A 26,182-nucleotide genomic window follows, 5' to 3' on the forward strand; every position below is an offset into this window, starting at 1 on the left:
CCGGCTTTCAGTTTTCCGTGCGGAGGTTCGTCGCCGGAATCGGCGTGACCGTCACGCCGCCGCTCTCGGCCGGGCTGGTGACCGGCGCGGGCGCGGCAGCCGGGCTTGCGGCGGGCGCCGGCGCCGAGCCGGGGACGATCTCGAACACGCGCACCACCTTGCGCACGCCGTCGATGCTGCGCGCGGCTTCGGTGAGCTGGGCGGACTGGTACTGCGTCACATGACCCATGAGGAAGACCTCGCCGCGCTCGGTCACGACCTTGAAAGCGTTGGTGGCCACGAGGTCGTTCAGGTCGACAAGCTTGGCGCGCACCTTGCCGGTGATGTAGGTGTCGTTGGAGCGCTCGGAGAGCGTGGAGTTGGGCATGATGCCCAGCGCATTGACTACCGACTTGACGTTCGGCACCTCGCGCACGATGTTCTGCACGCGCAGCTTGTCCGCTTCGGTCGGCACCTCGCCGGTGATCAGCACCTGGCGGCTGTAGCTGGTGATGTTCACATGCACCCTGTCGCCCAGCGCGTCCCGGATGCGGCTGGAGGCGCGCAACTCTATGCCTTCGTCTTCCAGTTGGGTGCCGGTGGTGCGCGGGTCGGTGGCCACCATGGCGCCGACGGCAGCCCCGGTGCCTACCATCAGCGGCACGCAGGCGCTCAGTGCGCTGGCAAGACCTGCGGCGACAAGCACGATGCGAAGCAGGGAAGAAAAACGTGGCGTCATGGCGAAAACGGCTAGGTAGTGGGCGGCGCCGGCCGGCGGGGGTCGAAAAGGGGCAATCATAGCCACGCGCTGCCCCGCCGGTGTAGCAAACCGTTCCCGTGGCCCGGCCTCCGAGAGCATGGTCGCCTTGGCGCGCTGCAGGGCCGCGCTGTGGTCGCGTTGTGGCGGTGCGCCGCTGCTCTGCGCCGGCCCGCGCGGCCGCTCAGAAGTCCAGCAGGCTCAGGCCCAGGCTGAAGACGGTGCGTCGGCGGTTGTAGTCCAGCAGGCTGTCGCCATAGCCCGAGAACAGCGCGGCATGCAGCCGCAGATTGGGGCTGTCGCCGATGCGGTGCATCCATTCCAGGCGCAGCGAGCCGCGGGCCTGGGCCCGCAGGCTGTGGCGCGCGGTGAGCGACAAGGTGTCGCTCGCGCCCAGGTTCCAGCCCAGATTGAGTTCGGCGCGGCCCACGTAGTCGCTGATGTGCGGGTTGTCGTCGTTGGCGCTGGATTCGTGCAGGCGCTGCCAGATGCGACCGGTGAGCCACCAGTCCTGGCCGCGCTCCAGCCCGGCCATCAGATAGACGCGGTTCCAGCTGCGCGACAGCGGCAGGCTCTGGCCGTTGGACTGGTGCACCAGGCCGATGCCGCCGAAGCGCCAGCGCCAGCCCCAGGGCAGCTCGGCGCTGACGGGGTGGATGTAGATCAGCTCGGGCTCGTGGTCGGTATTGCGAAACGGCCGCGAGATGCTGGGCGAGAACAGCTGCCAGTAAGACTGCTGGGTGTAGCCGAACCAGAGCGAATCGAGCGCGCGCTCGCGCCCCTGGGTGAGCAGGCCCTGAGCCAGCTTGGTGCGCACCGACAGCTGCACGCGCATCTCGGTGCGCCGGTAGGGCACGGCGCTGCCGGCGTTGTTCAGCGGGTTGTCCGAGCCCGGCTGCTGGTTCACAGTGTTGGCGGTGACGACCGAGACGCTCAGCGGCCGGTAGCCGCGAAAGCCCAACGTGCCGCAGTCGCTGCCGCGCTCGAGCTCCCAGAAGCGCGACAGCGTGGTGTAGCGGCTGCTGCGGCAGCCTTCGCTTTCGGGCGCAGGCAGGTCGGGCAGATCGGGCGGCTCAGGGCGGTGCTGCGCTGCGCCGGCGGCGGCAAGCGCCGGCTCGGGCGCAGGAGGGATCGCGGGCGGCGTGGCGGCTGGCGCATCGGCGCCGGCTTGGCGCGCGGCCCAGCGGTCGTAGCAGGCGAGGCGCTGCGCGGCTTGCGCGAGCGCGGCGCAGGCCTGCCAGTCGCTAGATGGGGCGCCCGCCGCCGGCGCGGCGGCGCCAGCGCAGAGCAGCACCAGCGCAAGAGTGCAGCGGCGCAGCATGGCGTGCAGACCGTGGGCGCGGGGCTTCATGGCACTGGCGCGCCCGCCGCCTTGCGCGCGAATTCGGCGCGCAGCTGGCGCAGCTTCTCGCGCGGGTCTTCGCGCTGCGTGGCCGCGTCCAGCTGCATCTCGGCGATGAAGCGGCTGGGTTGGCAGGCCAGCATCTCGCGGCCCTTCTTGCGCCTGCGCGTCCAGCTCACTACCAGCGTGCGCCGTGCGCGCGTGATGCCCACGTACATCAGGCGGCGCTCTTCTTCCAGCCGGCTCTGCTGCTGCACCTCGCTGCCGTCGTCTTCCAGCCGGAAGGGCAGCATGCCCTCGGTGACGCCGGCCAGCACCACATGCGGCCACTCCAGCCCCTTGGCGGCATGCAGCGTGGACAGGGTCACCATGTCCTGATCCTGTTCGCGCTCGGAGATGGTGGACAGCAGCGCGATGTTGCGCGCCACGTCCAGCAGGCTGCGCGCCTCGGCCGTGCCGGTGGTGCCGGCAGCGTCGGCAATCTGCCCGCCGGCGCGCTGCGCCATCCAGTCGCAGAACTCGAGCACGTTGCTCCAGCGCGCGGCGGCTGCCTTGTCGCTGTCTTCGGCGTCGTGCAGGTAGCGCTCGTAGCCGATCTCGCCGAGCCAGTCGGCAAGAAAGCCGCGCGCCGCCTCGGCGCCCAGGGTGTGGCGCGCACGGTATTCCTGGTCGTTGACCGCGCGGCCGAACTCCGCCAGGCCGTCGCGCGCCTTTTGCGGCAGGGCGGCGGCCAGCGCCGGGCTGAACAAGCTCTCGAACAGGCTCACCTTGCGCAGGCTGGCGAACTCGCCCAGGCGCGCCAGCGTGGTGTGGCCCAGTCCGCGCCGCGGCGTGGTGATGGCGCGCAGGAAGGCGGGGTCGTCGTCGTTGTTGCTCCACAGCCGAAACCAGGCGCACAGGTCGCGGATTTCGGCGCGATCAAAGAAGCTGGTGCCGCCCGAGACCTTGTAGGGAATGTTGGCGCGGCGCAGCGCCTTCTCCAGCGGCTTGGCCTGGTGGTTGGCGCGGTAGAGCACCGCAAAGTCCTTCCACGCCGGCGGCGGGTTGCTGGCCGCGCGCAGGCTCTGGATGCGTGCGACGACGCGCTCGGCCTCGTGCTCTTCGTGGTCGCATTCCTGCACGCGCACCGGCTCGCCCTCGCCCAGCTCGGAAAACAGGGTCTTGGGATAGAGCTTGGGGTTGGGCGCGATCACATGGTTGGCCGCGCGCAGGATGGCCGAGGTGGAGCGGTAGTTCTGTTCGAGCTTGACCACTTGCAGCCGCGGGAAGTCCTGCGGCAGGCGTCTGAGGTTGTCCAGCGTCGCGCCGCGCCAGCCGTAGATGCTCTGGTCGTCGTCGCCCACTGCAGTAAAGCGCGCCTGCTCGCCGACCAGCAGCTTGAGCAGTTCGTACTGCGTGGCGTTGGTGTCCTGGTATTCATCGACCAGCACATGACCGAGCTGGTGCTGCCATTTTTCGCGCACTTCGGGGTGTTCGCGCAACAGGCGCAGGGGCAGGCCGATCAGGTCGTCGAAATCCACGCTCTGGTAGGCCGCCAGGCGCTCTTCGTAGCGCTGCATCAGCAGCGCGATCTGCCGCGCCTGCTCGTCCTCGGCCTGCGCCAGCGCCTGGCGCGCATCCAGCCCGGCATTCTTGAGCGCACTGATGCTCCATTGCCACTGGCGCGCCGTGGCCAGGTCGGTGGCCGCACCCGCGCAGTCCTTGAGCACCGAGCTGACGTCGCCCGTGTCCAGGATGCTGAACTGGGGTTTGAGGCCCAGCGCCTGCCCATCTTCGCGCAGCATGCGCACGCCCAGCGCGTGGAAGGTGCAGATCAGCACCTCGCGCGCACGCTTGCCCGCCAGGCCCGCGCTGCGCTCGCGCATCTCGGCCGCGGCCTTGTTGGTGAAGGTGATGGCGGCGATGCGCCCGGGCGCGAGGCCCGCGTCGATCAGGTGCGCGATCTTGTGCGTGATGACGCGCGTCTTGCCCGAGCCCGCGCCGGCCAGCACCAGGCAGGGGCGCTCGGTGACATGCACCGCCTGGAGCTGGGCGAGATTGAGTGCGGACATGCGAAGCGAAAAACTGCCAATCATACGAGTGCCAACCGGCGACAATCGCGCACCGTGCTTGACGTTCTTGCCGTCACCTTCCCGTTCTTCGCGCTCGTGCTCTGCGGCTGGCTCGCGGCGCGCCTGCGCGTGGTGCCGCTGGCGGCCATAGGCGGGCTCAACACCTTCGTGCTGTATTTTGCGCTGCCCTGCCTGCTCTACCGCTTTGGCGCGAGCACGCCGCTGGCGCAGCTGCTGGACCCGGCGGCGGCAGCCGTGTACTTCGGCGCCGCGCTGCTGCTGGTCGCTGCCACGGTCGCCCTGACGCGGCGGCGCTGGGGCTGGAGCGATGCGGCCTTTGCCGCGCTGGCGACCGCTTTCCCCAATTCGGGCTTCATGGGCGTGCCGCTGCTGCTGGCGCTGGTCGGGCCGCAGAGCGCCGGGCCGGTGATCCTCACCATCGCGATCGACATGTGCCTGACCTCCTCGCTGTGCGTGGCCTTGTCGCGCCTGGGCGTGGGCGGCGTGCAAGGCATGGCGGCGGCGCTGCGCCAGGCGCTGCGCGGGGTGCTGGCCAACCCATTGCCGATCTCCATCGTGCTGGGCGCCATGGCTTCCGCCTGGGGCTGGCAGTTGTGGGCGCCGCTGGAGCGCAGCGTGGCGATGCTGGCCGACGCGGCGTCGCCGGTGGCGCTGTTCACCATCGGCGCGGTGCTGGCGCGCTCGCAGCTGGACCGCCACGAGGCGGTGGCGCCGCGCGAATACCTGCCGCTGGCGCTGGTCAAGCTGCTGGTGCATCCGGCGCTGGTCTGGACCGGCGGATGGCTGGCGATACGCCTGGGCCTGGCGCTGGAGCCCGCCAGCCTGGTCGTGCTGGTGCTGGTGGCGGCGCTGCCCAGCGCGAGCAATGTGGCCATGCTGGTGGAGCGCTTTGGCGCGCACACCGGGCGGGTGGCGCACATCATCTTGGCGAGCACCACGCTGGCCTTCCTGAGCTTTTCGGCGCTCGTGGCCTGGCTGGTCTGAGCGCTCGCGGCGCGGCGCAGGCGGGCCGGACGCAGCTTCAGATCGCCTGCGGGTCCACGTCCAGCAGCCAGCGCACCAGACCCTTGTGGCGCGCGCGCTCGGCGTGCAGCAGCGGCTGCCAGGCGCTCATCAACTGCTGCAGTGCGCGGCGGCTGGCGCTTTCCAGCAGCATCTGCGCGCGCTCCACGTTGGCCACGCGCTGCACTGCGAGAGGCACCGGCGGGTACAGGAAGGTCTGCGCAAGCCCCGGCAGTTGCGCGGCGCGAGCGGCCAGCGCCGCGGCCTGCAAAAAGGCCTGGGCCGTTTCCTGGGTGCGCGCATCGGCGCGCAGCAGCGCCTGGTGCGAAAAAGGCGGCATGGCGGCGGCTTCGCGTTCGGCCAGTTGGCGCGCGGCAAAGGCCGGGTAGTCGTGCGCGCCCAGCGCGGCAAACAGCGGATGCTCGGGGTGCCAGGTCTGCACCCACAGTTCCGGGGCGCTGCCGTGCGCGGCCATGTAGAGGGCATCGCGCCCGGCCCGCCCGCCGGCCTGCATGAGCAGGGAAAACAGGCGCTCGGGCGCGCGAAAGTCGCTGGAAAAGAGCGCGTTGTCGGGCTGCACTGCGGCCACGAGGGTGATGCGCCGAAAGTCGTGCCCCTTGGCCACCATCTGCGTCCCCACGAGCACGTCCACGTCGCCCGCATGCACCTGGGCCAGCTGCGTTTGCAGCGCCCCTTTGGCGCGCGTGGTGTCGGCATCGATGCGCGCCACGCGCGCGGCGCGCCGCTCGGGCGTGATGACGTTGCGCAGCAACTGCGCGAGCAGCTCTTCCAGCTGCTCGGTGCCGCGCCCCAGGGGCAGGATGTCCGGGTTGCCGCAGCCCGGGCAGGCGCGCGGCACGCGGCTGGCCAGTCCGCAGTGGTGGCAGCGCAGACTGCGGTCGAGCTTGTGGAAGACGCGCGTGGCCGAGCATTGCGGGCAGTCGCTCTTCCAGCCGCAGGCATGGCAGTGCAGCACCGGCGCAAAGCCGCGGCGGTTGAGCAGCACCAGGCATTGCTCGCCGCGCTCCACCCGCCCGGTGATGGCGGCCAGCAGCGGCGGTGCGAACACCGCCGCCCGCGGCTGCTGCGCCATGTCCACCAGGCGCAGGCGCGGCAGGCGCGCAGCGCCGATGCGGCTGGGCATGCACAGGCGCTGGTAGCGGCCCACGGCCGGGTCGCTGGCGTGCCAGCTCTCGAGCGAGGGCGTGGCGCTGCCCAGCACGACCTTGGCCCCGGCATCGCGCGCGCGCCACACCGCCAGGTCGCGCGCCGAGTAGCGCGCGCCTTCCTGCTGCTTGTAGCTGGCGTCGTGCTCCTCGTCCACCACGATCAAGGCCAGGCGCGGCAGGCTGGCGAAGATGGCCATGCGCGTGCCGAGCACGATGCGCGCGCTGCCGGTGTGCGCGGCCAGCCAGCTCCTGAGGCGCTGCGGGTGCGTCATGCCGCTGTGCAGACTGACGATGGCGTCTGCGCCGTACAGGGGCGCAAAGCGCGCAAGAAAACGCGCTTGCAACTGCGGCGTGAGGTTGATCTCCGGCACCAGCACCAGCACCTGGCCTTGGGCGTCGGCAGCCAGCGCGGCGGCCACCGCCTGCAGATAGACCTCGGTCTTGCCGCTGCCGGTGCTGCCGAACAGCAGGAAGGGGCCGGTTTTGGTATCAATTTCGGCTGTAACGCTTTCCTGCTCTGCGCTGAGTGCTATTAAATCAGCGCCCGCTTGATCCGCGTTAGCCGGCGCGGACGCGGGGGCATTCGCCGTCTGGGCATTCGGCTTGCGCCGCAGGCGCCGCCCCAGTTGCTCGGCGCTGAGTCCGCGCAGCGAGGGCGGCAAGGCCATCAGCGCGATCTCGCCCAGACTGCGCTGGTAGTAGCCCGCGGCAAAGGCGACCAGGCGGCGCCAGGCGTCGTCCAGCGGCGCCAGCCCCTGCAGCACGGCGGCAATGGCGCGCAGCCGGGCGGGCTCGGCCTGCGGCGCGCCATCGCCGGGCGTGTCCCAGACCACGCCGAGCACTTCGCGCGCGCCCAGCGGCACGCGCACCAGCGTGCCGGCGGGCAGCGGCTTTGTATGGGTGTAGCTCAGCGTGGCCGCGACGCCGCTGTGGGCGGGCGTCTGCACCACCACCTGCAGCGGGACGAGAGAAGTGGACAAAGCGCTTTGTAGCTATTGAGTTACGGCTTCAAAAAGATCTGCAAGTGCTTGAATTGCGTAGCCTTTTCAGGCTATCCACGACCGCTGTGGATAACTTTGTGGGTATCTTGCGGCCAATCGTCGCGAAGGCGCATGTTTGCTGGGCCTGCCCGCTTTGCATGGAAAACAGGCAGTTTGAAAAAGCCTTTCAAATCAACTACTTGGCGTGTGAGGCAGCAACGCGGCCGTCTGGCCCGGCAGCGCGGATTGCTACGCTTTTTTTGTGCATAAGTCCTTCCCCCGCGCCTGTCAAGATTCGGGTAAACCCAGGGGTTTGCGCAGCGTTTTGCCGTATTCGTGCACCGTGTTGACCAGCGTGCTCACATGCTCGGGCGGGGTGTGCTGGCTGATGCCGTGGCCCAGGTTGAAGATCTGGCTCGGACCGGTGCCCGTGGCGTGCACCGGGCCGAAGCTGTCCAGCACCGCGCGCACCTGGCGGGCGATCGCCTCGGGCGGGGCGAACAACACGTTGGGGTCGATGTTGCCCTGCAGCGCCTTGACCTCGCCGACCAGCGCGCGCGCGTGGGCCAGGTTCACCGTCCAGTCCACGCCCAGCACCTCGCAGTCCAGCGCGCGCATGTCCTGCAGCCACTGGCCGCCGCCCTTGGTGAAGACGATGCGCGGCACCGGCGAGCCGTCCGGGCCCTGGCGCTGCAGCAGGTCCAGCACTTGCCGGGTATAGGCCAGGCTGAAGGTCTGAAAGGCGCCATCGGCCAGCACCCCGCCCCAGCTGTCGAAAATCATCACCGCCTGGGCGCCGGCGTCGATCTGGGCATTCAGGTAGGCGGCGACCGCCTCGGCGTTGACCTGCAGGATGCGCTGCATCAGGTCGGGGCGCGCGTACATCATGGTCTTGACCAGGCGGTAATCCTGCGAGCCGCGCCCCTCCACCATGTAGCAGGCCAGGGTCCAGGGGCTGCCGGAAAAGCCGATCAGCGGCACGCGCCCGGCCAGCGCCCGGCGAATGCTGGTTACCGCGTCGAACACATAGCGCAGCTTGTCCAGGTCGGGCACGGCCAGGCGCGCGACGTCGGCTTCATCGCGTATTGCATGGGCAAAGCGCGGGCCCTCGCCCTCGGCAAAGCTCAGGCCCAGACCCATGGCGTCGGGCACCGTGAGGATGTCGGAAAAAAGGATGGCCGCGTCCAGCGCGTAGCGCTCCAGCGGCTGCAGCGTGACTTCGGTGGCGTAGTCCACGTGGGTGGCCAGCCCCATGAAGCTGCCCGCCCTGGCGCGCGTGGCGCGGTATTCGGGCAGGTAGCGGCCGGCCTGGCGCATCAGCCACACGGGGGTAGTGTCGGTGGCCTGGCGCCAGCAGGCGCGCAGGAAGCGGTCGTTCTTCAGAGGAGCAAAGGTGCTGGTCATGCGGCGATTGTCGCAGGGCAGGCCCGCCCGCCGTGGCGGGCGGGCGCTCAGCGCTGGATACGAACGCTGCCCTGCAGACTGAGCTGGGTGAATTCGTCGATCAGGATGTCCACGCGCACGTCCCAGAGCCCGGCCACCGGGACCAGCACCGCCGGCGCACGCCAGCGCCCGTCAGGCAGGGGTTGGGCGTCAGCCCGCAGCGAGGCTATGTCCGCCGCAGGATTGGAGAGCGTGAATTTCACCGCCTGCGCGGCGGGCGCGTCCGAGGTGCCATCGCCGATGGCCGCCGTGATCGAGACCGGCCCGACGCGCGCGGGGCTGAGCCGCAGCTCGGCCATGGCACGCGCCCCATGCAGCCGCAGCACTTGGGGCTTGTCCGCAGCCTGCGTGGTCTGCGCCAGCGCGCGCGGCGGCGGCGTGAAGCGCCACAGCGCCACCACCGCGAGCACGGCCAGCACCAGCACCGCCTCTGCCGCGATGGAGCGGCGCAGGCGCCGCGCCGCGCCCGTTTGCCCCTGCAGCACAGCGCCCGTCAGCTGCCAGCGGTGCCTGGCGGCCAGCAGCAGCAGCGCGGCCACCAGCGCGAGCTTGAGCGCCAGCACCCGGCCGTAGTCGGTCGTGAGCAGGGCGCCGGGGCGTCCGAGCTGCACCGACGCCAGCAGCACCCCCGCGCCCACCAGCACCACCAGCGGATAGACGATCCAGCGCGAAAAACGGGCCACTGTGCGCAGGGCGGCGGTGTCGCCCCGGCGCAGCGCCTGCGCCAGCGGCGGCAGCGCGCCCAGCCACAGCGTGGCCGCCACGCCATGCAGCCAGACCGCGGGGCGTGTGGCCCACTGCGGCGGCGCGGTGCTGGCATGGCCGCTGGCCGCCAGCGCCAGCCCGGTGCAGGCCAGCGCCAGCAGGCTCACGGCGCGAACCGCGCCCCGCCCAGGCAGGTGGCGGGCGAGCCAGGCGAGCAGCAGTGCGGCTGTCGCCAGCGCCAAGGTCAGACCGTAGGGGCTGGCGGCGCCGGTTCGCCAGGCGTGCGCGCTCAGGCCCCGGACCGCGCCCAGGCCGAGCATGTCGGCGCCTTGCAGGCCGGGGGCCAGACAGGCGCCGGCCAAGCCGATGAAGAGCGCCACGCCGACGGCAGGCGGTGGGCGGCCGGGGTTCTGCGCACCATCGGCCACCCAGACGCGAAAGAACACGCCGCCGACGCCGAAGAACAGCCCCAGATACACCGCGACGCGCGCCAGCCAGATGGTCGCAGCCAGCGTTCTGGGCATGTGTGCGGCGGTTGCGCCTGCCGACGGCGCAACCCCGGGCGAGCCGATCGAAAACGCCAGCACGCCGCTGACCGGGTGCCCGTCGGCGGACGCCACATGCCAGGCCAGCGCGTGGCTGCCCCGGCCGAGCTCGGGCAACTGCACCGTAAGCGTGGCACCCTCGGCATGCACGGCAGGGGGCACGCTGGCGTGGCCGCCGGCGTCGACAAGCTCGATGCGAGTGGGCGTGACGTCTTCATTGAAGAGCAGCGTGGCGCTCGAGGGCGCCTCTGCCAGCACGCTGGCGTTGGCCGGTTCGGCATGCACCAGGGAGGCGTGCGCCAGTGCCCGCCCGCCCGCCAGCAGCAGCGCGAGAGCGAGGGCCAGGGCCAGCAGTTGCCGCACCGGACTGGGCCGCCAGCCGACGCTGCCGCCCGGGGCCGCAGCCACGCTCATTGCCCTTCTCCGCCCGTCACCTTCAGCGCGGGCGCGGGCATTTCGGGCCGTGCGGTCTGGCCGTCGGCGGGGATTTCTATCCACCGCTGCACGCCCTGCTCGCAGGTCTGCACCACCGGGAAGTGCAGCACCATGCCCGGCGGCAGGGATGAGGCGATCTGGCTGCTGAAGACGAACTCGTCGTAGTAGGCATCGGGCAGCGGCCCACCCGACCAGGTGAGTGTGCGCACCCCCTCGCTCAGCTGCGCGCCGTGGTAGCGGTAGGCCTGCGCGTATTTGCCGCGTTGAATCTCGATCTGCCAGCCCGGCTTGGGCTGGGGCTTGACCGCGATGACGCCGGCGGGGATCTGCACGCTCACACGCACGGTGGCCGAGCCCTTGCAGCCGTGGGGCACGCGCAGCACCGCCTTGTAGCCGCCGCCGGCCTGCGCCTGGGGGGTCTGCAGCGTTACATGCGCTTGCGCGGTGCTGGCGAACAGCAGTGCGCCGGCCAGGAAAAACGGGGCGGCGAGGGCTGCGGTGCGGACGGTGGGAAGGCTCATGGCTGGCTCCTTGCGTGGGTGAGCGGGTGTTCAGAATTCATAACGCATGCCGGCGTGCAGGCTGCGCCCCGTGCCGGGATAAAAGGTCTTGACCGGCGCGGCGCGGGCGTCGAGCACCGGCGCGAAGTCGGCCACGTAGCGCCGGTTGGTGAGGTTGCGCAAGTCCACATAGAACGACAGGCCGTCGCGCAGTGTCGCGCCCAGCTTCAGTCCCAGCAATGCGTAGCCGGGCGTCTTCAGCGTGTTGGCATAGTCCACCCAGGCGCCGCCGGGTACCCAGTCCAGCGTGGGCGTGACGTAGAAACCGTCGGCGCGCCTGTAGCCGAGCGTGGTGCGCAACAGGTGGCGCGGCAGGCCGGGGATGGCGCCGTTGCCGTGCTGCGCGTCACCCTGGAAGCGAAAGTCGCTCCAGTTCCAGATCTGCTGCAGCACCAGCCTGTCGCCGCCGTGGTCCGCAAGCAGGTTGCGCGCCAGCTCCAGCGTGGCGCCCAGCTCCACCCCCTGGTGCAGCGTGCGCCCGGCGTTGAAGGTGGCGGCGGGCACCGCGGGGTCCACGCTGTACTGCAACAGCTCGCCGCGCACCTGCGAGCGGTAGTAGCTCAGGTCCCAGCGCAGCGGCCCGTGGCTGCCGCGCGTGCCGACCTCGGCCGTCCAGGCGCGCTGCGCGGCCAGCGGCACGAAGCGGCTGGTGGCACCAAAGGTCTGCGTCAGGTCGGTGAAGTCGGGCACGTCCTGGCTGCGCGTGAGATTGGCGAACACCTGCAACTGCGGGCGCGGCTGCCACAGCAGGCCGACCCTGGGGTCCAGCCCGCTGTAGATGGCGGCGTCGCTGCTCGGCGCACCGGCGCCCGGCAGGCCGCGATCGTCGTAGCGCCGTTCGTGGCGCAGCGCCTTCAGGCCCGCCACCAGCGCCAGCTGCGGCGTGAGGAAAGTGCGGTTCTCCAGATAGGCTTCCTGGTTCAGCGCCCGCTGGCGCGAGTCCAGCGTGGGCGCGCCTGCGGCGCCGCCGGCGTTGACAAAGCGCAGCGCCTCGTAGTCGCCGGCGTAAAGGCGTGCGCCCAGGGTCACCTCGTTGCGCATGCCGCCCGCCTGCCAGGCGCGGGTATAGCGCGGCGCGATGCCCCAGGTGTTGCCCTTGGTGGTCAGCACTTGGAAGATAGGGTGGAACATGTCGGTGTGGATCAGCCAGCTGTCCACGTCCAGGCGCCCGCCGCCCCAGGGCAGGCTGGTGCGGTTGGCCAGGCGTTGCACGCGCATGTCGCGCGCCTGGTCCTGCGCCACAACGCCGGCGCCGGCCTGGCGCGGGTCGGCCAGAGCGTCCGCCAGGCTCAGCGTGCCGGGCAGCCGCTGGCGCGTGTCGTACGCGCCCAGATAGAAGCGCGTCTCCGCCGCCGCGCCCAGCCGGTAGCCGAGGTTGGCGTTGAATTGCCGGTAGTCGCCGCGTTCGTGCGCGCGCCAGCCGTCGGCGTGGGTGACGGTGGCGTTGAGCAGGAAGTCCAGATCGCCGCGCACGCGCGAGACCTGGCCGCTCACCTGCCCGCTGCCGAAGCTGCCGCCCGAGAATTGCACGATGTTGGGCGCGAGCGCCGTGCGGGCCGTCGGGGTGATGAAGTTGACCGCGCCGCCGAGGGTGGACGAGCCCAGCCCCAGCGCGTTTCCGCCCTTGTAGATCTCGGTGACGCGCAGACCCATGGGATCGATCTCGTAGAAGTCGCCGCTGCCATCGGCCAGGTTGGTCGGGATGCCGTCCTGCAGCAGCTCGATGCCGCGCACGTGGTAGGCGCGCGCAATGCCCGAGCCGCGGATCGACAGGCGCAGCTCCTGCCCGTAGCGGCTCTGGGTGAACACGCCGGGCGCATCCTGCAGCACGTCGCGCAAGTTGGCTTGGTAGCGGTCCGCCAACGTGGCGTTGTCGATGAAGCCGACCGAGCCAGCGGTCTGTTCGATGCGCTGGCGCAGCGCATCGGTGCCTGGCGCGGCAGGCGATCCCGGCTCGGCGCCGGTGACCGTCATCACGGGCAGCGTGGGGGCCGCGTCGGGCGCGGGTGTTTGCGCACCGGCGCAGACGGCGAAGCCGCACAGCGTCGCCGCAAGTGCGGCGACGCCCGGCGCTCGCCGACGGACGGGTGCGGGCCAGGGGGGTATGAGATACAGGCACATGAAACTCTCCTCGACCGGGCTGAGCGCGGGCACGGTGGTGCGTCCGCCCGGGGCATGAAAACGCGTCGGATGCCACCCGGGCCGCGTTGCGGGCAGAGCCGGGCGGCCGGGGGGCGCATGGCGAAGTGGTCGCTTCGCGGTGCGCGGATTTCGCTTTCGGCCGCGGAAGGCTGCGGGCTTGCATTGACGTGCTGGCGCACGGTCTTCGGCTTGCGCGCAGCCGCCGGGCCGAATGCAATCCGGCTCAGGTCGAGGTGGGGGGCGGCCCGCGCGGGCCGGCAAGGAGCAGGAAGCGGGTTTCGGGCAAGCACGCCGGATCGGCCTGCGCCCGCCGCAGGGGCTGGGCAGTCTGCGCGCCGGGCAGCCCCAGCGCGGTCGATGGCGGGGGCAGGCCGTGGTGCGCGCTGCAGCCGGGCAGGCAACACAGCGCATGCGGGCAGGTGGACGGGGCAGGTGCAGGGGACTGCGGCGCGCCGTGGTTTTGTGAGCAGACGTCGTCGGCCCAGGGTGGCAGCCCGGACTGCGCCAGCGCCGGCAGTGGTGCGAAGGTCACTGCCACCGCGTACAACAGCCACAGGCAGGCGCAAAGGGCGGCGAACCATCGCCGCCTGCCTGCGCTGAAATACCCCGTGGCCGTCAATCTGTCTCCCATCGCCTGCTGATGCCGGGGCAAGCGCGCTGGTGTGCCGCCGCCCCTTGGGCCTCCATTGTGCGGGAAAACGCTGCCACCGCCTGCCGTCACCGCCACGCTTGCGCACGGTGTGCGCATGCAGCACGACGCCCCCAGCCACGAGCACCTGCGGCCCACTGCCGTGATCGAAAGCGACCATCCGGCCGTTGCGGCCTTCGCACGCGAGCATGCGTGCGGCAACGGCGCGCGCGAGTGCGCCGTGGCGCTGTACCTGGCGATGCGCGACGACTTTCGCTACGACCCCTACCGCATCGACCTCAGCCTGCAGGGCATGCGCGCCAGCACGGTGCTGGCCGGGGGCTATGGCTGTTGCGTGCCCAAGGCGGTGCTGCTGGCGGCAGCGGCGCGTGCCGCGGGTATTGCTGCTCGCCTGGGTTTTGCCGACGTGCGCAACCACCGGAGCACCGAGCGCATGCGCCGCATCATGCGGACTGACGTCTTCTACTGGCACGGCTACACCGAGCTGTGGTTGGACGGCGCCTGGCTCAAGGCCACGCCGGTATCCAAGCTTGGGCTGTGCGAACGCTTCGGCCTGCTGCCGCTGGAGTTCGACGGCGTGCACGATTCCCTCTACCACGCGTTCGACCGCAGCGGCCAGCGCCACATGCAATACGTGCACCAGGGCAGCTTCGACGACCTGCCGCTGGCGGAGTTGCTGACCGACTTTCGCCGGCATTGCCCGGGTTGGGAAGCGCTGGCCCAGCCCGATTTTCAGGCTGAGGGGCAGCGCGAAGCCGGATCATGAAGCAGCGCCCACCGGTTTATTGCACCGGCGCCAGCGCCACGGCTGCGGGCTGCGGGCCGTAAGATGCGGCATCTGTTTCACAGCCCTTTCTGGAGCGCGCATGTCCGATCTCAACGCCCTTTTCGAGGCCGCCGTGGCCAATTCCAAGATGCTCAGCGAGCGCCCCGACAACGCCACGCTGCTGAAGATCTACGCCCTCTACAAACAGGCTACCGTGGGCGACAACGCCGAGAAGAAACCCAGCCTGACCGACCTGGTGGCGCGCGCCAAATGGGACGCCTGGTCCAAGCTCAAGGGCACCGCGGCCGATGCGGCCAAGCAGCAGTACATCGACCTCATTGCGTCGCTGCGCGACTGAGCGGCATCAGCGCCTGCAGGCGCGCGTGGCGCTCGCTCTGCGTCAGCGCAGCCAGTTCGGCGACGGCGGCGTGAAAGCGCGGCCAGTCGCGCCCCTGCTCTTCGAACAGCGCGATGAAGGCGGGCACGAGGTCGTCGTAGGCGCCTTGCGCGGCGAAGCTCGCGTTGTTGGCCTCGCGCACCCAGCGGTCCAGCGCGGCCAGCTGGGCGTCGCTGCTGCCCTGGGCCTGCCACTGCGCACGCAGGCGCGCGTAGTCGGCGGCAAAGTCGGTGAAAACTTCTTTTTTCATAGCTTGCAGCGCTTGACTTGCCTGCGCTGAAGCCGTTTTTTGCTTGTAAATTTCTGCCAGGCGCTCGCGCGTCGTTCGGGTGAGTTCGCGCCATTGGGAGCGGCGCTGCTCGGCCACTTCCCAGGCCGCGCGTGCGGCGGCGTCGGCATGCTCGGCAAGCCACAACTGCGTGCCCAGCCGCCCGACCGCGGTGGCATAGGATTCGTTGAACGCGGTATCGCCTGCGGCATAGACCTGCTGGTGCGCGAGCTCGTGCAGCATCAGGCGCACGAAATCGCCCTCGGGCCAGTTCGCCCAAGTGGACAGCAGCGGGTCGCCGCCCAGCCAGTTGCTGTAGCCCAGCGTGGAATAGGCCGGCACGCCGTAGACGCTGGTCTCCAGCCCGCTCGCGGCCAGGCGTGCGGCCTCGGCGCGCGCATCGGCTTCGTCGAAATAGCCGCGGTAGCCCACGCAGCCGACGATAGCAAAGCACCAGGTGTGCAGGCTCAGCGAATAAGGCGGCGCCGCGACCACGTTCCACACCGCTGCGCTGCGCTTGAGCTGTGCGTAGCGCGTGTAGCTGGCGTTGTCAGGCAGCGCCAGCGCGCTGCTGGCAAAGCGGCGCACCCGCAGCGCAAGCGCCAGGCGCTCGCGCAGCGGCGGCGGCGTCTGCGCTTCGGCCACCCAGTCGCTGAGCGGGCGCGCCGCGTGCAGCAAGGCCCAGTGCCCGCGCAGCGACTGCCAGTAGTAGCCGGCGCTGGCGCAGCCGGCAAGCATCGCGCAGGCCAGCACGGCAAGCGCCAGGCGCTGCAGCCGCCGGCTCATGGCGCTACCCGCCTGTCGCGCACAATCGCGCCATGGAGCAAACGCAAGACGACACCGGGCTGGCGCAAGGGCCCGATGGGCTGCAGCGCTGCGCCTGGTGCGCGGCCACGCCGGCCTATCGGCACTACCACGACGAGGAATGGGGCTACCCCGTGGCCGACGAGCGGCGGCTGTTTGAAAAGCTCTGCCTCGAAGGCTTTCAGGCGGGGCTGAGCTGGCTCACCATCTTGAACAAGCGCGCGGCGTTTCGCGCGGCCATGGCCAATTTCGAAGCGCCGGTGCTCGCGCGTTTCGGCGCGGCCGAGGTGCGCCAGCTGCTGGCCAACGCGGCCATCGTGCGCCACCGCGGCAAGATCGAATCGGCGATCCACAACGCGCGCCAATTGCTGGTGCTGCAGCGCGAATTCGGCAGTTTCGCGCACTATGTCTGGTCCTATGCGGCGCTGGCCGAAGAAGGCCGGCCGGCGCAGCCCAGCGCCGCAGCCCTGCGCGCCACGACAAGCTCGCCCGCCTCGCACGCGCTCTCGTGCGATCTGAAAAAGCGCGGCTTCAGCTTCGTCGGTCCGACCACGATGTACGCCTTCATGCAGGCCATGGGGCTGGTCAACGACCACCTGCCGGGCTGCGCGGTGCATGCCCGGGTGGCCGCAGCGCGCGCGGCCTTCGTGCGGCCCTGAGCGGGCGCGCCTCTTCAGCCGCCCGCGTGGGTGCGCTTGCCCGGGTTTTTCTTGTAGTGGGTGTGGATGCCGCGCTCCAGGCTGCGGCGCTGTCCGCCGCCATTGCGCACCAGCGGCATGCCGGGCATGGGGGTGGGAGGCGGCGTGCGCTTGCGGTCGGCTTCGGTGACGATTTTCTTGCCCATGGTGAGGTGCTCTCGCGGTAATTGGAAAAAGAACCCTCTATTATGGCAAGGCCGGGCCCGGCCCCCGGCGCGGCGGCCCGATTTGGCGACTGCGGGCGCAGCGGCTAAGCTGGGGCTTTTTCCCGGTCACTGCCATGTTGTACAAATTCAAGTCGCGCGCCACCTCCGACCTCATCATGCTCGAGCCCGTGGGCCGGCGGGTGCTGGAGATCATCGGCAAATCGCCCGACGCGCCCCAGGGCATCATCACCGCCGAGCAGATTCCCGCGGCCATCGCGGCGCTGCAAAAGGCCGTGCAGGACGAAGAAAGCGGCAAGACAGCCCCTGACGCCGCCGAAGCCGGCGCCGACCCGACGCAGGAAGCGCAGGAGCCCAGCGAGCGCGTCTGGCTGCGCCAGCGCGTCGCGCCTTTCATCGAGATGCTGCAGACCAGCGCCGCCCAGGGCCGCGAAGTCGTCTGGTAGGGGGCGCCTTCGCCGGTCCGCAGGCAAGGGGGCGCACGCCGGCGTGTGGCCTTCGCCCGTGAAGGGTTTGGCAACAGTTGCCAGCCCCGTCCGGTGTCAAAATCACCCCTTGCCGCGCGCTGCCGCGCGGCCCAATCAGTTTCTGTCTTGCCGGGTGTGCAGGACGCCTGTCCGGGTGCGCCGCGCCCGCCTGCGGGGTGTCGCACCCGGCGGCTGGCGCAGGTCCTGACGGCAGTTTGACGCACCCGGTCTGCCTTTTGTGGAGCCCCCTCGCCATGCAACGTGAACCCACCGATCTCGCCCCCAGCCTGGACGTGCAGCCCATCAGCCTGGACGTCTTGCAGGAAAAATATTTCAAGAATGGCGAGCAGACGGTGCACGAGCTTTATGCGCGCGTGGCGCGGGCGCTGGCCTCGGTGGAGGCGCCCGAGCAGCGCGCCCACTGGGAGGCGCGCTTTCGCGAGAACCTGCAGGCTGGCGCGATCGGCGCGGGTCGCATCATGAGCGCCGCCGGCACCGAGATCCAGGCGACGCTGATCAACTGCTTCGTCCAGCCGGTGGGCGACTGCATCCAGGGCGTGGACGACGAGGGTTTCCCGGGCATCTACGAGGCGCTGCGCGAAGCCGCCGAGACCATGCGCCGGGGCGGCGGCGTGGGCTACGATTTTTCGCGCATCCGCCCGCGCGGCGCCGAGGTCAAGGGCACGCACTCCATGGCTTCGGGGCCGTGCAGCTACATCAACGTCTTCGACCAGTCTTGCTCCACCGTGGAGAGCGCGGGCGCACGCCGGGGCGCGCAGATGGGCGTGCTGCGCATCGACCATCCGGACGTGCTCGACTTCATCACCGCCAAGCGCACGCCCGGGCGCTGGAACAACTTCAACGTTTCGGTCGGCGTGCCCGACGCCTTCATGCAGGCGGTGGAGCAGGACGGCGACTGGGACCTCGTGCACAAGGCCAGGCCCGGCGCCGAGGTGCTGCGCCAGGGCGGGCGCCAGCGCGCCGACGGCTTGTGGGTCTACAAGACGGTGCGCGCGCGCGCGCTCTGGGACACCATCATGCAGTCGGCCTACGACTTCGCCGAGCCGGGCATCCTGTTTCTGGACCACATCAACACCGACAACAACCTGGGCTATACCGAGCGCATCAACGCTACGAATCCTTGCGGCGAGCAGCCGCTGCCGTCCTACGGCTGCTGCGACCTCGGGCCCATCATCCTCACGCGCTTCGTGCGCCATCCATTCGGCTTTTCGGGCGAGGCGGCGTTCGATTTCGCGCGTTTTGCCGAGGTCGTGGCCACGCAGGTGCGGGCGCTGGACAACGTGCTGGACGTGACCTACTGGCCGCTGGAGCAGCAGCGGGCCGAGGCCGCGGCCAAGCGGCGCATTGGCGTGGGCTTTACCGGCATGGGCAACACGCTGGCGATGCTCGGGCTGCGCTACGACCGCCAGGAGGGGCGCGACATGGCGGTGCGCATCGCCCAATGCCTGCGCGACAGCGCCTACCGCGCCTCCATAGCGCTGGCGCGCGAAAAGGGCGCCTTCCCCAAGTTCGACGCCGACGGCTACCTGCGCGCCGGCAGCTTTGCCAGCCGCCTGCCCGAGGACATCCAGGCGCAGATCCGCGAGCACGGCATCCGCAACAGCCACTTGTTGTCGATCGCGCCCACGGGCACGGTGAGCCTGGCCTTTGCCGACAACGCATCCAACGGCATAGAGCCGCCGTTTTCCTGGACTTATACGCGCAAGAAGCGCGAGGGCGACGGCAGCATGAGCGAATACGTCGTCGAAGACTACGCCTGGCGCCTGTACCGCACGCTGGGCGGCGACGTGCAACAGCTGCCCGACTACTTCGTCAACGCACTGCAGATGTCGGCTTCGGACCACGTGGCCATGATGGAAGCGGTGCAGCCCTACATCGACACCGCGATCTCCAAGACGGTCAACATCCCGGCCGACTACCCCTACGACGATTTCAAGGACTTGTACCTGCAGGCCTGGCATTCGCGCCTCAAGGGCCTGGCGACCTACCGGCCCAACAGCATCCTCGGCGCGGTGCTGGAAGTGCCGGTGCAGGAAAAGGCGCCGGCGCCGGCCGCCGCCCCCGAGCCGCAGGCGCCGGTCGATCCGATGCGCACCGTGATCGAGAGCCGCCCCAAGGGCGGCCTGCCCGCGGTGGCCGAGAAGGTGGAGTACTGGACCCAGGAAGGGCACAAGACGCTCTACCTCATCGTCTCCTTCCTGCCGGTCAAGGACGGCCATGGCGGGCTGGTGGATCGCGCCATCGAGTTCTTCATGCCCGTGGGCCAGAGCAACGAGTCGCAGCAGTGGATCACCTCCAGCATGCGCCTTTTGTCGCTGGCCGCGCGCGGCGGTTTCCTGGAGCGGGCGCTGTCGGACATGCGCAAGGTCGCCTGGGACCGCGGCCCGGTGCGCCTGGGCCACTATGCCAAGGCCGATGGCACGCTGGTGCCGCTGTGGCACGACTCGGAGGTTGCGGCCCTGGCCTATGCCATCCAGAGCATCCTCGCGCGCCGCGCCGATGCGCCCCAACAGCAGGAGTTGCCGCTGGAAGAGCCCGAAGCCCCGCGCGGCCTGCCGCCCGCCATGGCCGGCAAGAAGTGCTGGGAATGCGGCGCGCACGCGGTGATACGCAAGGACGGCTGCGACTACTGCACCCAGTGCGGCGCGCTGGGCAGCTGCGGCTGAGCGGCGCCCCTGATCGGCGTGGGGGCGCTCGCGCTGCGCTATGGTCGGGCATTGCTCTTGCCACGGGTTTGACATGAATACCTGCTATCGGGCGGCGCCGCCGCGGGAGGCTTGCCATGGGTGACGCCATTCACCAGACCGGCTCCGGCCTCGATCTGGATCCGCACTGGCGCCTGCGCTACACCTTGCTGGCGCCGCACCGGCTCGGGTTTTCGCTGGCGGTGGTGGTGCTGCTCGCGGCCAGTCTGTGGTGGGCACTGGTGCAGCTCGAGCGCAGCAGCGGCGTGCTCGGCCTGCCCGGCGCGATGCCCGAATTCCTCACGCATGCGGCGTCCATGGGCTTTGGTTTCATGCCGCTGTTCTTCGCTGGTTTCCTGTTCACCGCCGGGCCCAAGTGGCTCGACGTCGCGCCGCTGTCGGTCGCGCAGATCCAGTGGCCGCTGTATCTGCAATGCGCGGGCTGGCTGGTCTGGCTGCTGGGCGGGCTGTGGAGCCGCCCGCTTGCGCTGGCCGGCCTGGCGCTCGCTTGGGTGGGGCTGGTGTGGATGTCGCTGCTCTACGCCGGCCTGGTGCGTGCCAGCCGCGCGCCCAACCAGTTGCACGGCAAGATGGTGCGCGCGGCCTTCGTCGTCGGCTGCATCAGCGTGGCGGCCCTGGGCTTGAGCATGCTGGCCGGCCGCGACGACCTCGCGCGCGCCTGGGCGCTGACGGGAATCTGGGGCTTCATCGGCGTGGTTTTCATGACGGTGGCGCACCGCATGATTCCCTTTTTCACCCACGGCAAGATTCCTGGCGTCGAGGCCTGGCGCCCGACTTGGGTGATGGCGCTGCTGGCCGTGGCGGTGGGCGCGCAGGCGGTGTTCGTCTGGCTGGGCATGCTGCCCTGGCCCGAGGGCCTGGCTGGCGCCGGCCTGTGGCTGCGCGGCGCCTTTGAGTGGGCCATAGGCCTGGTGCTGATCTGGCTAGCGGTGCGCTGGGGCCTGGTGCCGGCGCTGCAGGTTCCGCTGCTGGGCATGCTGCACATCGGCTTTCTCTGGCTCGGTCTGTCCAATCTGATCGCGGGCACGGCCGACTGGTGGAGCGCCAGCGCCGGCGCCCCGATGTGGCCGCTTGCAGCGCTGCATGCCTTCACCATGGGGTGTCTGGGCTCGCTGATCCTGGCCATGGTCTCGCGCGTGGCGGCCGGGCACAGCGGGCGCCCGCTGGTGGCCGGCAGCCTGGTCTGGGGCCTGTTCCTGCTGCTGCAGCTCACGGTGGTGGTGCGCGTGGTCGCGGCGCTGCCGATGGCCGCAAGCGCCGCGCTGCTGGCCATCGCTGCCGTGTTCTGGCTTGCGATCATGGCCATCTGGGGGCTCAGGCTGCTGGGCTGGTGGGGCCGCGTGCGCATCGACGGCAACCCGGGATGATGCTACCTGAAAGATAGCTCTCAGCGCAGAGCTGGCGCGCGCCAGAGCCCTGAAACACTCAAAAATTCCAAGCCTTGCGCCAGTAACGGGCTGGCGCGCCCCGTCTGCTCAGTGCAGCAGCACGGGGTTTTGCGCCAGACCGGCGTAGGCGTCCAGCGTGCTTTCTACCTCGTCTTGCGTCGGTGTGCTGCGCTGCCAGGCCATGATCTGCTGCTGAAACAGCTCGGCCCAGGCGCCGTCGAGATAGACCTCCTTGCCCGAGCGCTTGTCCACGATCTCGAAGCCGTGGCGCAGCAGCTGGCGTTCGGGCACTGCCGGCGCCTCGCCCACGGCGGCGTCGGGCAGCGGCAGCATGTGCACTACCACAAAGGATTCCGAGTCGTAGAGCATGTGCATGGCAGTTCCTCCTGTCGCTGCAGCTCAAATGGCGGCGCTTTGCGGCGCTTCAATACCGCGACAGTATTCCACGGATGGGCGCGGGCGGCCTGCTCACGGGGATTCGTGGCCCAGAAGCTGCAGATCGACATGGTCGCCGCCGCCTTGCGCCAGGCGTATGCGCACCGGCAGATAGTGCAGCGCACTGCCCAGCCACAGCTCGTCGACCTGGTCGTCGCCGGGCTGGGGCAGGCGCTGCAGCTTGAGCGCCGGCGTCTCGCCTGCGGGCAGCGACAGCAGCTCGGGGCCAATCACGCGAAACACCCAGCGGTCCACGCGCCGCGGGCCCACGGTCTCAAAGGCCAGCTCGCTTCCCGGCGGGTAGTCGGCGGGCGCGGCGGCGATCATCGCGCCGAGTTGCAGGAACACGCTCATCCTGTCCTGCGCTTTCGCGGTGATCGGCGCCTCGGGGCTCGCGCCATCGCTGAAGTGCGCCACGCCGGCGGCAAAGTCCAGCTCCACGCTGCGCTCCTTGCGCGCTTCATCGACGAAGCGCTGCGGCTGCAGGCCGCGCGCGCCTACCAAGCCTTCGCTTTGCTGCGCGCGCGAGCCCAGGAACAGGGCGCTGATCTGCTGGCGCAGGCGGTAGTGCTGGCCGTCGGTGCGCCAGAGCAATTCACCGCGGGCGCGGTAGTCAAAGCCCTTGACGTGGCCAGAGACATCAAAGCGAAGCCGCGTCGATGGCGCGAAGCTGAGCGCGGGCGTGGCGTCGGCAGCCGGCGCCGGTTCGGGCGCGGCCGAGGCAGAGGCGGCAGCCTCGGCCGCGGACGCGGAATCGGGTGCCGGGTGCGCGTCGGCCGGGCGCGCAGGTTCGTCTGCTTGCGCCGGTGGCTCGCTGGCGGCGTCGGCCTGCGCTGGCCTTGAGGGCTCGGCACTGGCCAGCGTGCTGCCGCGCGCCGCAGCCAGTTCGGCAAGCCAGGTCTCGTAGGCTGCGTCGTCGGCGGCCTCGTCCGGCACGCTGGTGTCGGCGGCGGGCGCTGGCGTTGGGGCGGCGGCCCGGGGCGTGCTCGAGACGCGCTTGCGCGCCGGCGCGGCGCGCGCGGGGGGCGCAGGCTTGGCGCGCGGTGGCTCGCGCACGGGCTGCGCCGCCGGGGCGCTCCTGGGCGGTGCCGGCGGGGGGGCGAGCACGCGCGTGTGCAGCGCACGCTCGGGCGCTCGCGCGCGCCCCGCGCCCGGCAGCGACAGCAAGGCCAGCGCCAGCAGGTGCAGCGCCAGCACCAGCGCGCCCAGCAGCCAGATGCCGCGGCGTGCTCGGGGGGGCGCTAGGATGCGGGATTCGTTCATGGATGCACGTGGATGGCGCCCGGTGCCGACCGGGGCCGTCGCAAAGAGGAAGACGATGAAACTGGCAACGCTGCGCGATGGCTCACGCGACGGGCAATTGGTCGTGGTCTCGCGCGACCTCGCTCAGGCCCATTATGCGAGTGGCATGGCCGATGGCCTGCAGCAGGTGCTGGACGACTGGAATTTCCTCGCGCCGCAACTCCAGGAGCTCTACGCCCAGTTGAACGCCGGCCGCGCGCGCCATGCCTTCGCCTTCGATCCGGCGCATTGCCTCGCGCCCCTGCCCCGTGCCTACGCTTGGGTGCGCTGCGACCCCTACGCCGGGGCCGCGCCGACGGCCGCCGCTTGGAGCCAAGAAGCGGGCGCGCCGCTGCTGGCGCCGCGCGCGCACTGGGCGATGCGCGGCCTGCAGGAGCTCGATTTCGTTGCCGGCTGGGCCGCGCTCACTGGCGAGCTGGCGCGCGCTTGCACGGCCGAACAGGCGGGCGAGGGCGTGCGCTTGCTGACGCTGGCGCTGGGCCTGCTGGCCCCGGGCGGGCAAAACCTGCTCGCGAGCGCCTTCGCGCCGGTGGTGCTGACGCCCGACGAGCTGGCGCAGAGCTGGCGTGCCGGGCGGCTTGCGCTGGGCCTGCAGGTGCAGCTCAATGGGCGCAGCTTCGGGCTGTGCGACATGGCCGCGCAGATGCCCCAGGGCCTAGGCGACTGGCTGGCCGCGCTGGTGCAAGAGCGCCCGCTTGCCTGCGGCGCCCTGGCAGGCGCGCTGCCGGTGCGGGACGCGGATGCCGGCAAGGGCTATTGCAGCATCGCCGACAAGCGTGCGGTCGAAGCGGGCGGCGAGGGGCAGGCGCGCACCGCGTGGCTGCGCGCAGGCGACGTGCTGCGCGTGCAGGCACGCGAGCCGGGCACGGAGGCCGGCCCCTTCGGCGCCATTGAATTGCAGATCACTTGAACGCTGGCCCCAGCCTGCGCCGTCGGCGCGAGAGGGCCTTGGGCTTGCCTGTGCTGGCGCGAGGCCGGTTCAGGCAGCGTACTTCAGCCCGCCTGCTGCTGGCGCGCGGCCAGCTGCGCCAGGTAGCGCTCGGTGGCGTCGCGCGCGATGGCGGCCGAGCCCAGCGCCTGGCCCTCTTCGTCGCAGACGATGGCAAAGCTCATGTCCACGTAAAGCTTGCGCCCCTGCTTGTGCACGCCGCGCGTGGTGCGCACCTCGCGGCTGGTGGTGTGGCCGGCGGCGATGGCGTGGCGAAAGCCGCGCCAGTGCGCCTCGCGCAGGTGCGCGGGGATGATCAGGTCCACGCTCTGCCCCAGGGCTTCTTCTGCGCTGAAGCCAAAGAGCGCGGCGGCCATCGCGTTCCACACGCGTATCCTGCCTTCGGTGTCGATGAAGATGAGGGCGTCGCCCAGGTCCAGGGCAATGCGCTCCCACGGGGGCGTGCTGACATCGGTACTGTGCATGCGGCCATTGTCGCGCAGGGCGCCATGGCCCTGCCTGCTTCAGGCCGCGCTGGCCGCCGCGGCAGGCAGCGGAGGGTGACAGTGCACCTGGTCGCGCCCGCGTTTCTTGGCGCGGTACAGCGCCGCATCGGCCTCGGACAGCAGGCGCTCGAGCGTGTCGTCCGGGCGCACCGGCCAGGCGGCGCGCAGGCCCATGCTCACCGTCACGTACAGCGGCATGCCGTCGCGCTGGCCGAAGGGGTGTTCGCGCATCTGGTTGCGTATGCGCTCGGCCACGGCCAGGGCCTGCTCGGCGTTGGCTTCGGGCAGCACCAACACAAATTCCTCTCCGCCGATGCGTCCGAACAAGTCCTGCGCGCGCAGATTGCGCAGCGCCAGCGCGGTGAAGTGGCGCAGCACCAGGTCGCCCTGGGCGTGTCCGTAGCTGTCGTTGATGCGCTTGAAATGGTCCAGGTCGGCCATCAGGATCGCTACCGCGCCGCCTTCGCGCGCCATGCGCTGCACCAGGCGCCGGCCGCGCTCCATCAGCGTGCGCCGCGACAGCGCGTTGGTGAGCTCGTCGTAGTTGAGCGCAAAGCGCAGCTTGCGCAGCGCCCGGGCGCGCAGCTCATGCGCTACCGAGACGGTGAGCGGCGCCAGCGAAATCAGCCCCACGCCCACCTGAAACGAGGTGGCGCCGTGGATGAGCGTCTGGGAAAAACCCACGACGCCGCCCGCCAGCAGCAATGCGGTGGCGCTGGTGCAGGCCAGCAGCGTGAGCAGCGCGGTGCCCCAGACGCCGTAACCCATCGCGCACCACACCAGCGCCGGCACCAGGTAGCCGACGGCGCCCGGCCCCTGCAGCAAATGCACCAGGCCGATGGACACCAGCAAGGCCGCCAGCGGCGCGCGCTGCGCCGCCAGCGCCCTTTGGAGCAGCAGCTTCCAGCGCCATTGCCAGAACCAGCCCTGCGGCGCGCGCAGGAGCACCGGCAGGATCAGCAGCATGTCAAACAGCTCGCCGGCAAACCAGCGCTGCAGCGTCGGCCAGAGCTCGGCGTTGAACAGCCGCGTGCTTGCCAGTGCGCCGGGCAGGGCGCTGGCGAGCGCAGCCACCGCGCTGCCGGCCAGCAGATGCAGCACCGAATGCTGGCGCTTGAACTCCAGCGTGGATGCGCTTTGCCGGCGAAAGTAGAGCCAGCCTGCGGCCACGCCCAGCAGGTTGGCCAGATTCATGCCGAGCGCGACCGTGAAATCCGAGCCGGTGGCGAGGTCCGCCGCGAAGTAGGCGCCAAAGGCCAGCAGCCAGCTCAGCGGCTGCAGTGCGAGCGCGCGGTTGCGCAGCAGCAGGCCCAGCAGCAAGGCATTGGCCGGCCAGATTACCGCGATGTAGCCTGCGGGCCGGCTCACTATGCCCAGCACGCACGCGACGAACACCGCCGCCGCCAGCACCAGCTGATCTCGCGTGGTCGCGGAGATCGTCAGGGAAAGAAAGCGCTGGGGAGGCATCGCAAACCGTCAGAAAAGCGATTTTGCGACATTTTGCAAACAGAAGCCCGCCCGCGCCCTGCTCGCCGCCTCAGGGCCAGGCCGAG

23 protein-coding genes are annotated in these 26,182 nt (G+C 70.4%); 8 read left to right on the forward strand and 15 right to left on the reverse strand.

Annotated elements, in window-relative coordinates:
• Positions 1–7 precede the first annotated feature (7 nt).
• The 3 genes from KUD94_RS13250 to KUD94_RS13260 form a co-directional block, all read right to left on the reverse strand.
• Positions 8–718, reverse strand: coding sequence for a BON domain-containing protein (locus tag KUD94_RS13250; RefSeq protein ID WP_218237650.1), 711 nt, complete (start codon positions 716–718; stop codon positions 8–10).
• Positions 719–920: 202 nt separating this feature from the next.
• On the reverse strand, positions 921–2,087 hold the full coding sequence (locus KUD94_RS13255) for a phospholipase A (protein WP_218237651.1): 1,167 nt from the start codon (positions 2,085–2,087) through the stop codon (positions 921–923).
• Positions 2,084–4,129 (reverse strand): ATP-dependent helicase, encoded by a 2,046-nt coding sequence (locus tag KUD94_RS13260; RefSeq protein ID WP_218237652.1) that lies wholly within the window; start codon positions 4,127–4,129, stop codon positions 2,084–2,086. The genes KUD94_RS13255 and KUD94_RS13260 overlap by 4 nt, the downstream gene beginning before the upstream one ends.
• Positions 4,130–4,183: 54 nt before the next feature.
• Here KUD94_RS13260 and KUD94_RS13265 point away from each other — a divergent pair, with 54 nt between their 5' ends.
• Positions 4,184–5,134 (forward strand): AEC family transporter, encoded by a 951-nt coding sequence (locus tag KUD94_RS13265; protein ID WP_218237653.1) that lies wholly within the window; start codon positions 4,184–4,186, stop codon positions 5,132–5,134.
• Positions 5,135–5,171: 37 nt separating this feature from the next.
• Here KUD94_RS13265 and priA read toward each other — a convergent pair whose 3' ends face one another.
• The 6 genes from priA to KUD94_RS13295 all read right to left on the reverse strand — a co-directional run bounded on the left by priA (position 5,172) and on the right by KUD94_RS13295 (position 13,663).
• The gene (gene priA, locus KUD94_RS13270) at positions 5,172–7,301 is read right to left on the reverse strand and encodes a primosomal protein N' (RefSeq protein ID WP_218237654.1); all 2,130 of its coding nucleotides are present in this window, start codon (positions 7,299–7,301) and stop codon (positions 5,172–5,174) included.
• A gap of 288 nt (positions 7,302–7,589) precedes the next feature.
• On the reverse strand, positions 7,590–8,705 hold the full coding sequence (gene hemE / locus KUD94_RS13275) for a uroporphyrinogen decarboxylase (protein WP_218237655.1): 1,116 nt from the start codon (positions 8,703–8,705) through the stop codon (positions 7,590–7,592).
• Between the two features lie 47 nt (positions 8,706–8,752).
• Positions 8,753–10,408 carry a copper resistance protein CopC gene (locus KUD94_RS13280; protein WP_218237656.1) on the reverse strand — a complete coding sequence of 552 codons (1,656 nt, stop codon included), beginning with the start codon at positions 10,406–10,408 and terminating at the stop codon, positions 8,753–8,755.
• Positions 10,405–10,950, reverse strand: a complete 546-nt coding sequence (locus tag KUD94_RS13285) for a YcnI family protein (RefSeq protein ID WP_218237657.1) — start codon at positions 10,948–10,950, stop codon at positions 10,405–10,407. The genes KUD94_RS13280 and KUD94_RS13285 overlap by 4 nt, the downstream gene beginning before the upstream one ends.
• A gap of 30 nt (positions 10,951–10,980) precedes the next feature.
• Positions 10,981–13,110: a TonB-dependent receptor domain-containing protein gene (locus tag KUD94_RS13290; protein ID WP_218237658.1), complete on the reverse strand. Its 2,130-nt coding sequence runs from the start codon at positions 13,108–13,110 to the stop codon at positions 10,981–10,983.
• Between the two features lie 244 nt (positions 13,111–13,354).
• Complete coding sequence (locus tag KUD94_RS13295; RefSeq protein ID WP_218237659.1) at positions 13,355–13,663, reverse strand: hypothetical protein; 309 nt, start codon at positions 13,661–13,663, stop codon at positions 13,355–13,357.
• A 214-nt stretch (positions 13,664–13,877) separates the two neighbouring features.
• On the opposite strand from KUD94_RS13295, the gene KUD94_RS13300 reads away from it, so the two are divergent.
• Together KUD94_RS13300 and KUD94_RS13305 are read left to right on the forward strand one after the other, a co-directional pair.
• Complete coding sequence (locus KUD94_RS13300) at positions 13,878–14,546, forward strand: transglutaminase domain-containing protein (protein ID WP_218237660.1); 669 nt, start codon at positions 13,878–13,880, stop codon at positions 14,544–14,546.
• A 100-nt stretch (positions 14,547–14,646) separates the two neighbouring features.
• Positions 14,647–14,904 carry an acyl-CoA-binding protein gene (locus KUD94_RS13305; RefSeq protein ID WP_218237661.1) on the forward strand — a complete coding sequence of 86 codons (258 nt, stop codon included), beginning with the start codon at positions 14,647–14,649 and terminating at the stop codon, positions 14,902–14,904.
• On the opposite strand, the gene KUD94_RS13310 is transcribed toward KUD94_RS13305, so the two are convergent.
• A complete protein-coding gene (locus KUD94_RS13310) occupies positions 14,882–15,997 on the reverse strand; it encodes an aminopeptidase (RefSeq protein ID WP_218237662.1) in 1,116 nt (371 codons plus the stop codon). The two genes, KUD94_RS13305 and KUD94_RS13310, sit on opposite strands and share 23 nt — an antisense overlap.
• Before the next feature lie 32 nt (positions 15,998–16,029).
• Between KUD94_RS13310 and KUD94_RS13315 the strand changes: the two genes are divergently transcribed.
• The gene (locus KUD94_RS13315; RefSeq protein WP_218237663.1) at positions 16,030–16,674 is read left to right on the forward strand and encodes a DNA-3-methyladenine glycosylase I; all 645 of its coding nucleotides are present in this window, start codon (positions 16,030–16,032) and stop codon (positions 16,672–16,674) included.
• Positions 16,675–16,688: 14 nt separating this feature from the next.
• On the opposite strand, the gene KUD94_RS13320 is transcribed toward KUD94_RS13315, so the two are convergent.
• Positions 16,689–16,859, reverse strand: coding sequence for a hypothetical protein (locus KUD94_RS13320; protein ID WP_218237664.1), 171 nt, complete (start codon positions 16,857–16,859; stop codon positions 16,689–16,691).
• 134 nt (positions 16,860–16,993) lie between these two features.
• On the opposite strand from KUD94_RS13320, the gene KUD94_RS13325 reads away from it, so the two are divergent.
• From KUD94_RS13325 to KUD94_RS13335, 3 genes are all read left to right on the forward strand, one after another.
• Positions 16,994–17,323: a DUF1840 domain-containing protein gene (locus KUD94_RS13325; RefSeq protein WP_218237665.1), complete on the forward strand. Its 330-nt coding sequence runs from the start codon at positions 16,994–16,996 to the stop codon at positions 17,321–17,323.
• A 275-nt stretch (positions 17,324–17,598) separates the two neighbouring features.
• Positions 17,599–20,031, forward strand: coding sequence for an adenosylcobalamin-dependent ribonucleoside-diphosphate reductase (locus tag KUD94_RS13330; RefSeq protein WP_218237666.1), 2,433 nt, complete (start codon positions 17,599–17,601; stop codon positions 20,029–20,031).
• Between the two features lie 116 nt (positions 20,032–20,147).
• A complete protein-coding gene (locus tag KUD94_RS13335) occupies positions 20,148–21,437 on the forward strand; it encodes an NnrS family protein (RefSeq protein ID WP_255568839.1) in 1,290 nt (429 codons plus the stop codon).
• 108 nt (positions 21,438–21,545) lie between these two features.
• On the opposite strand, the gene KUD94_RS13340 is transcribed toward KUD94_RS13335, so the two are convergent.
• On the reverse strand, positions 21,546–21,833 hold the full coding sequence (locus tag KUD94_RS13340) for a DUF3567 domain-containing protein (protein ID WP_218237667.1): 288 nt from the start codon (positions 21,831–21,833) through the stop codon (positions 21,546–21,548).
• A 93-nt stretch (positions 21,834–21,926) separates the two neighbouring features.
• On the reverse strand, positions 21,927–23,156 hold the full coding sequence (locus KUD94_RS13345; RefSeq protein WP_218237668.1) for a DUF3108 domain-containing protein: 1,230 nt from the start codon (positions 23,154–23,156) through the stop codon (positions 21,927–21,929).
• A gap of 55 nt (positions 23,157–23,211) precedes the next feature.
• Between KUD94_RS13345 and KUD94_RS13350 the strand changes: the two genes are divergently transcribed.
• Entirely contained in the window at positions 23,212–24,105 is an 894-nt protein-coding gene (locus tag KUD94_RS13350) for a fumarylacetoacetate hydrolase (RefSeq protein ID WP_218237669.1), read from the forward strand.
• A gap of 83 nt (positions 24,106–24,188) precedes the next feature.
• Here KUD94_RS13350 and KUD94_RS13355 read toward each other — a convergent pair whose 3' ends face one another.
• Both KUD94_RS13355 and KUD94_RS13360 read right to left on the reverse strand, forming a co-directional pair.
• Positions 24,189–24,608, reverse strand: coding sequence for a PAS domain S-box protein (locus KUD94_RS13355; RefSeq protein ID WP_218237670.1), 420 nt, complete (start codon positions 24,606–24,608; stop codon positions 24,189–24,191).
• A gap of 39 nt (positions 24,609–24,647) precedes the next feature.
• Entirely contained in the window at positions 24,648–26,096 is a 1,449-nt protein-coding gene (locus KUD94_RS13360) for a diguanylate cyclase (RefSeq protein WP_218237671.1), read from the reverse strand.
• Between the last annotated feature and the right edge of the window lie 86 nt (positions 26,097–26,182).

It is taken from the genome of Comamonas sp. NLF-1-9 (assembly GCF_019195435.1).
Classification (GTDB): Bacteria; Pseudomonadota; Gammaproteobacteria; order Burkholderiales; family Burkholderiaceae_C; genus Comamonas_C.

Bases quoted from the DNA above. Each gene is read 5' to 3' on its own strand.
- KUD94_RS13290 (WP_218237658.1), bottom strand. From the start codon at position 13,110: ATGTGCCTGTATCTCATACCCCCCTGGCCCGCACCCGTCCGTCGGCGA.
- KUD94_RS13345 (WP_218237668.1), bottom strand. From the start codon at position 23,156: ATGAACGAATCCCGCATCCTAGCGCCCCCCCGAGCACGCCGCGGCATC.
- hemE (WP_218237655.1), bottom strand. From the start codon at position 8,705: ATGACCAGCACCTTTGCTCCTCTGAAGAACGACCGCTTCCTGCGCGCC.
- KUD94_RS13250 (WP_218237650.1), bottom strand. From the start codon at position 718: ATGACGCCACGTTTTTCTTCCCTGCTTCGCATCGTGCTTGTCGCCGCA.
- KUD94_RS13325 (WP_218237665.1), top strand. From the start codon at position 16,994: ATGTTGTACAAATTCAAGTCGCGCGCCACCTCCGACCTCATCATGCTC.
- KUD94_RS13350 (WP_218237669.1), top strand. From the start codon at position 23,212: ATGAAACTGGCAACGCTGCGCGATGGCTCACGCGACGGGCAATTGGTC.
- KUD94_RS13260 (WP_218237652.1), bottom strand. From the start codon at position 4,129: ATGTCCGCACTCAATCTCGCCCAGCTCCAGGCGGTGCATGTCACCGAG.
- KUD94_RS13310 (WP_218237662.1), bottom strand. From the start codon at position 15,997: ATGAGCCGGCGGCTGCAGCGCCTGGCGCTTGCCGTGCTGGCCTGCGCG.
- KUD94_RS13335 (WP_255568839.1), top strand. From the start codon at position 20,148: ATGGGTGACGCCATTCACCAGACCGGCTCCGGCCTCGATCTGGATCCG.
- KUD94_RS13305 (WP_218237661.1), top strand. From the start codon at position 14,647: ATGTCCGATCTCAACGCCCTTTTCGAGGCCGCCGTGGCCAATTCCAAG.
- KUD94_RS13360 (WP_218237671.1), bottom strand. From the start codon at position 26,096: ATGCCTCCCCAGCGCTTTCTTTCCCTGACGATCTCCGCGACCACGCGA.
- KUD94_RS13320 (WP_218237664.1), bottom strand. From the start codon at position 16,859: ATGGGCAAGAAAATCGTCACCGAAGCCGACCGCAAGCGCACGCCGCCT.
- KUD94_RS13355 (WP_218237670.1), bottom strand. From the start codon at position 24,608: ATGCACAGTACCGATGTCAGCACGCCCCCGTGGGAGCGCATTGCCCTG.
- KUD94_RS13330 (WP_218237666.1), top strand. From the start codon at position 17,599: ATGCAACGTGAACCCACCGATCTCGCCCCCAGCCTGGACGTGCAGCCC.
- KUD94_RS13340 (WP_218237667.1), bottom strand. From the start codon at position 21,833: ATGCACATGCTCTACGACTCGGAATCCTTTGTGGTAGTGCACATGCTG.
- KUD94_RS13255 (WP_218237651.1), bottom strand. From the start codon at position 2,087: ATGAAGCCCCGCGCCCACGGTCTGCACGCCATGCTGCGCCGCTGCACT.
- KUD94_RS13285 (WP_218237657.1), bottom strand. From the start codon at position 10,950: ATGAGCCTTCCCACCGTCCGCACCGCAGCCCTCGCCGCCCCGTTTTTC.
- KUD94_RS13300 (WP_218237660.1), top strand. From the start codon at position 13,878: ATGCAGCACGACGCCCCCAGCCACGAGCACCTGCGGCCCACTGCCGTG.
- KUD94_RS13280 (WP_218237656.1), bottom strand. From the start codon at position 10,408: ATGAGCGTGGCTGCGGCCCCGGGCGGCAGCGTCGGCTGGCGGCCCAGT.
- KUD94_RS13315 (WP_218237663.1), top strand. From the start codon at position 16,030: ATGGAGCAAACGCAAGACGACACCGGGCTGGCGCAAGGGCCCGATGGG.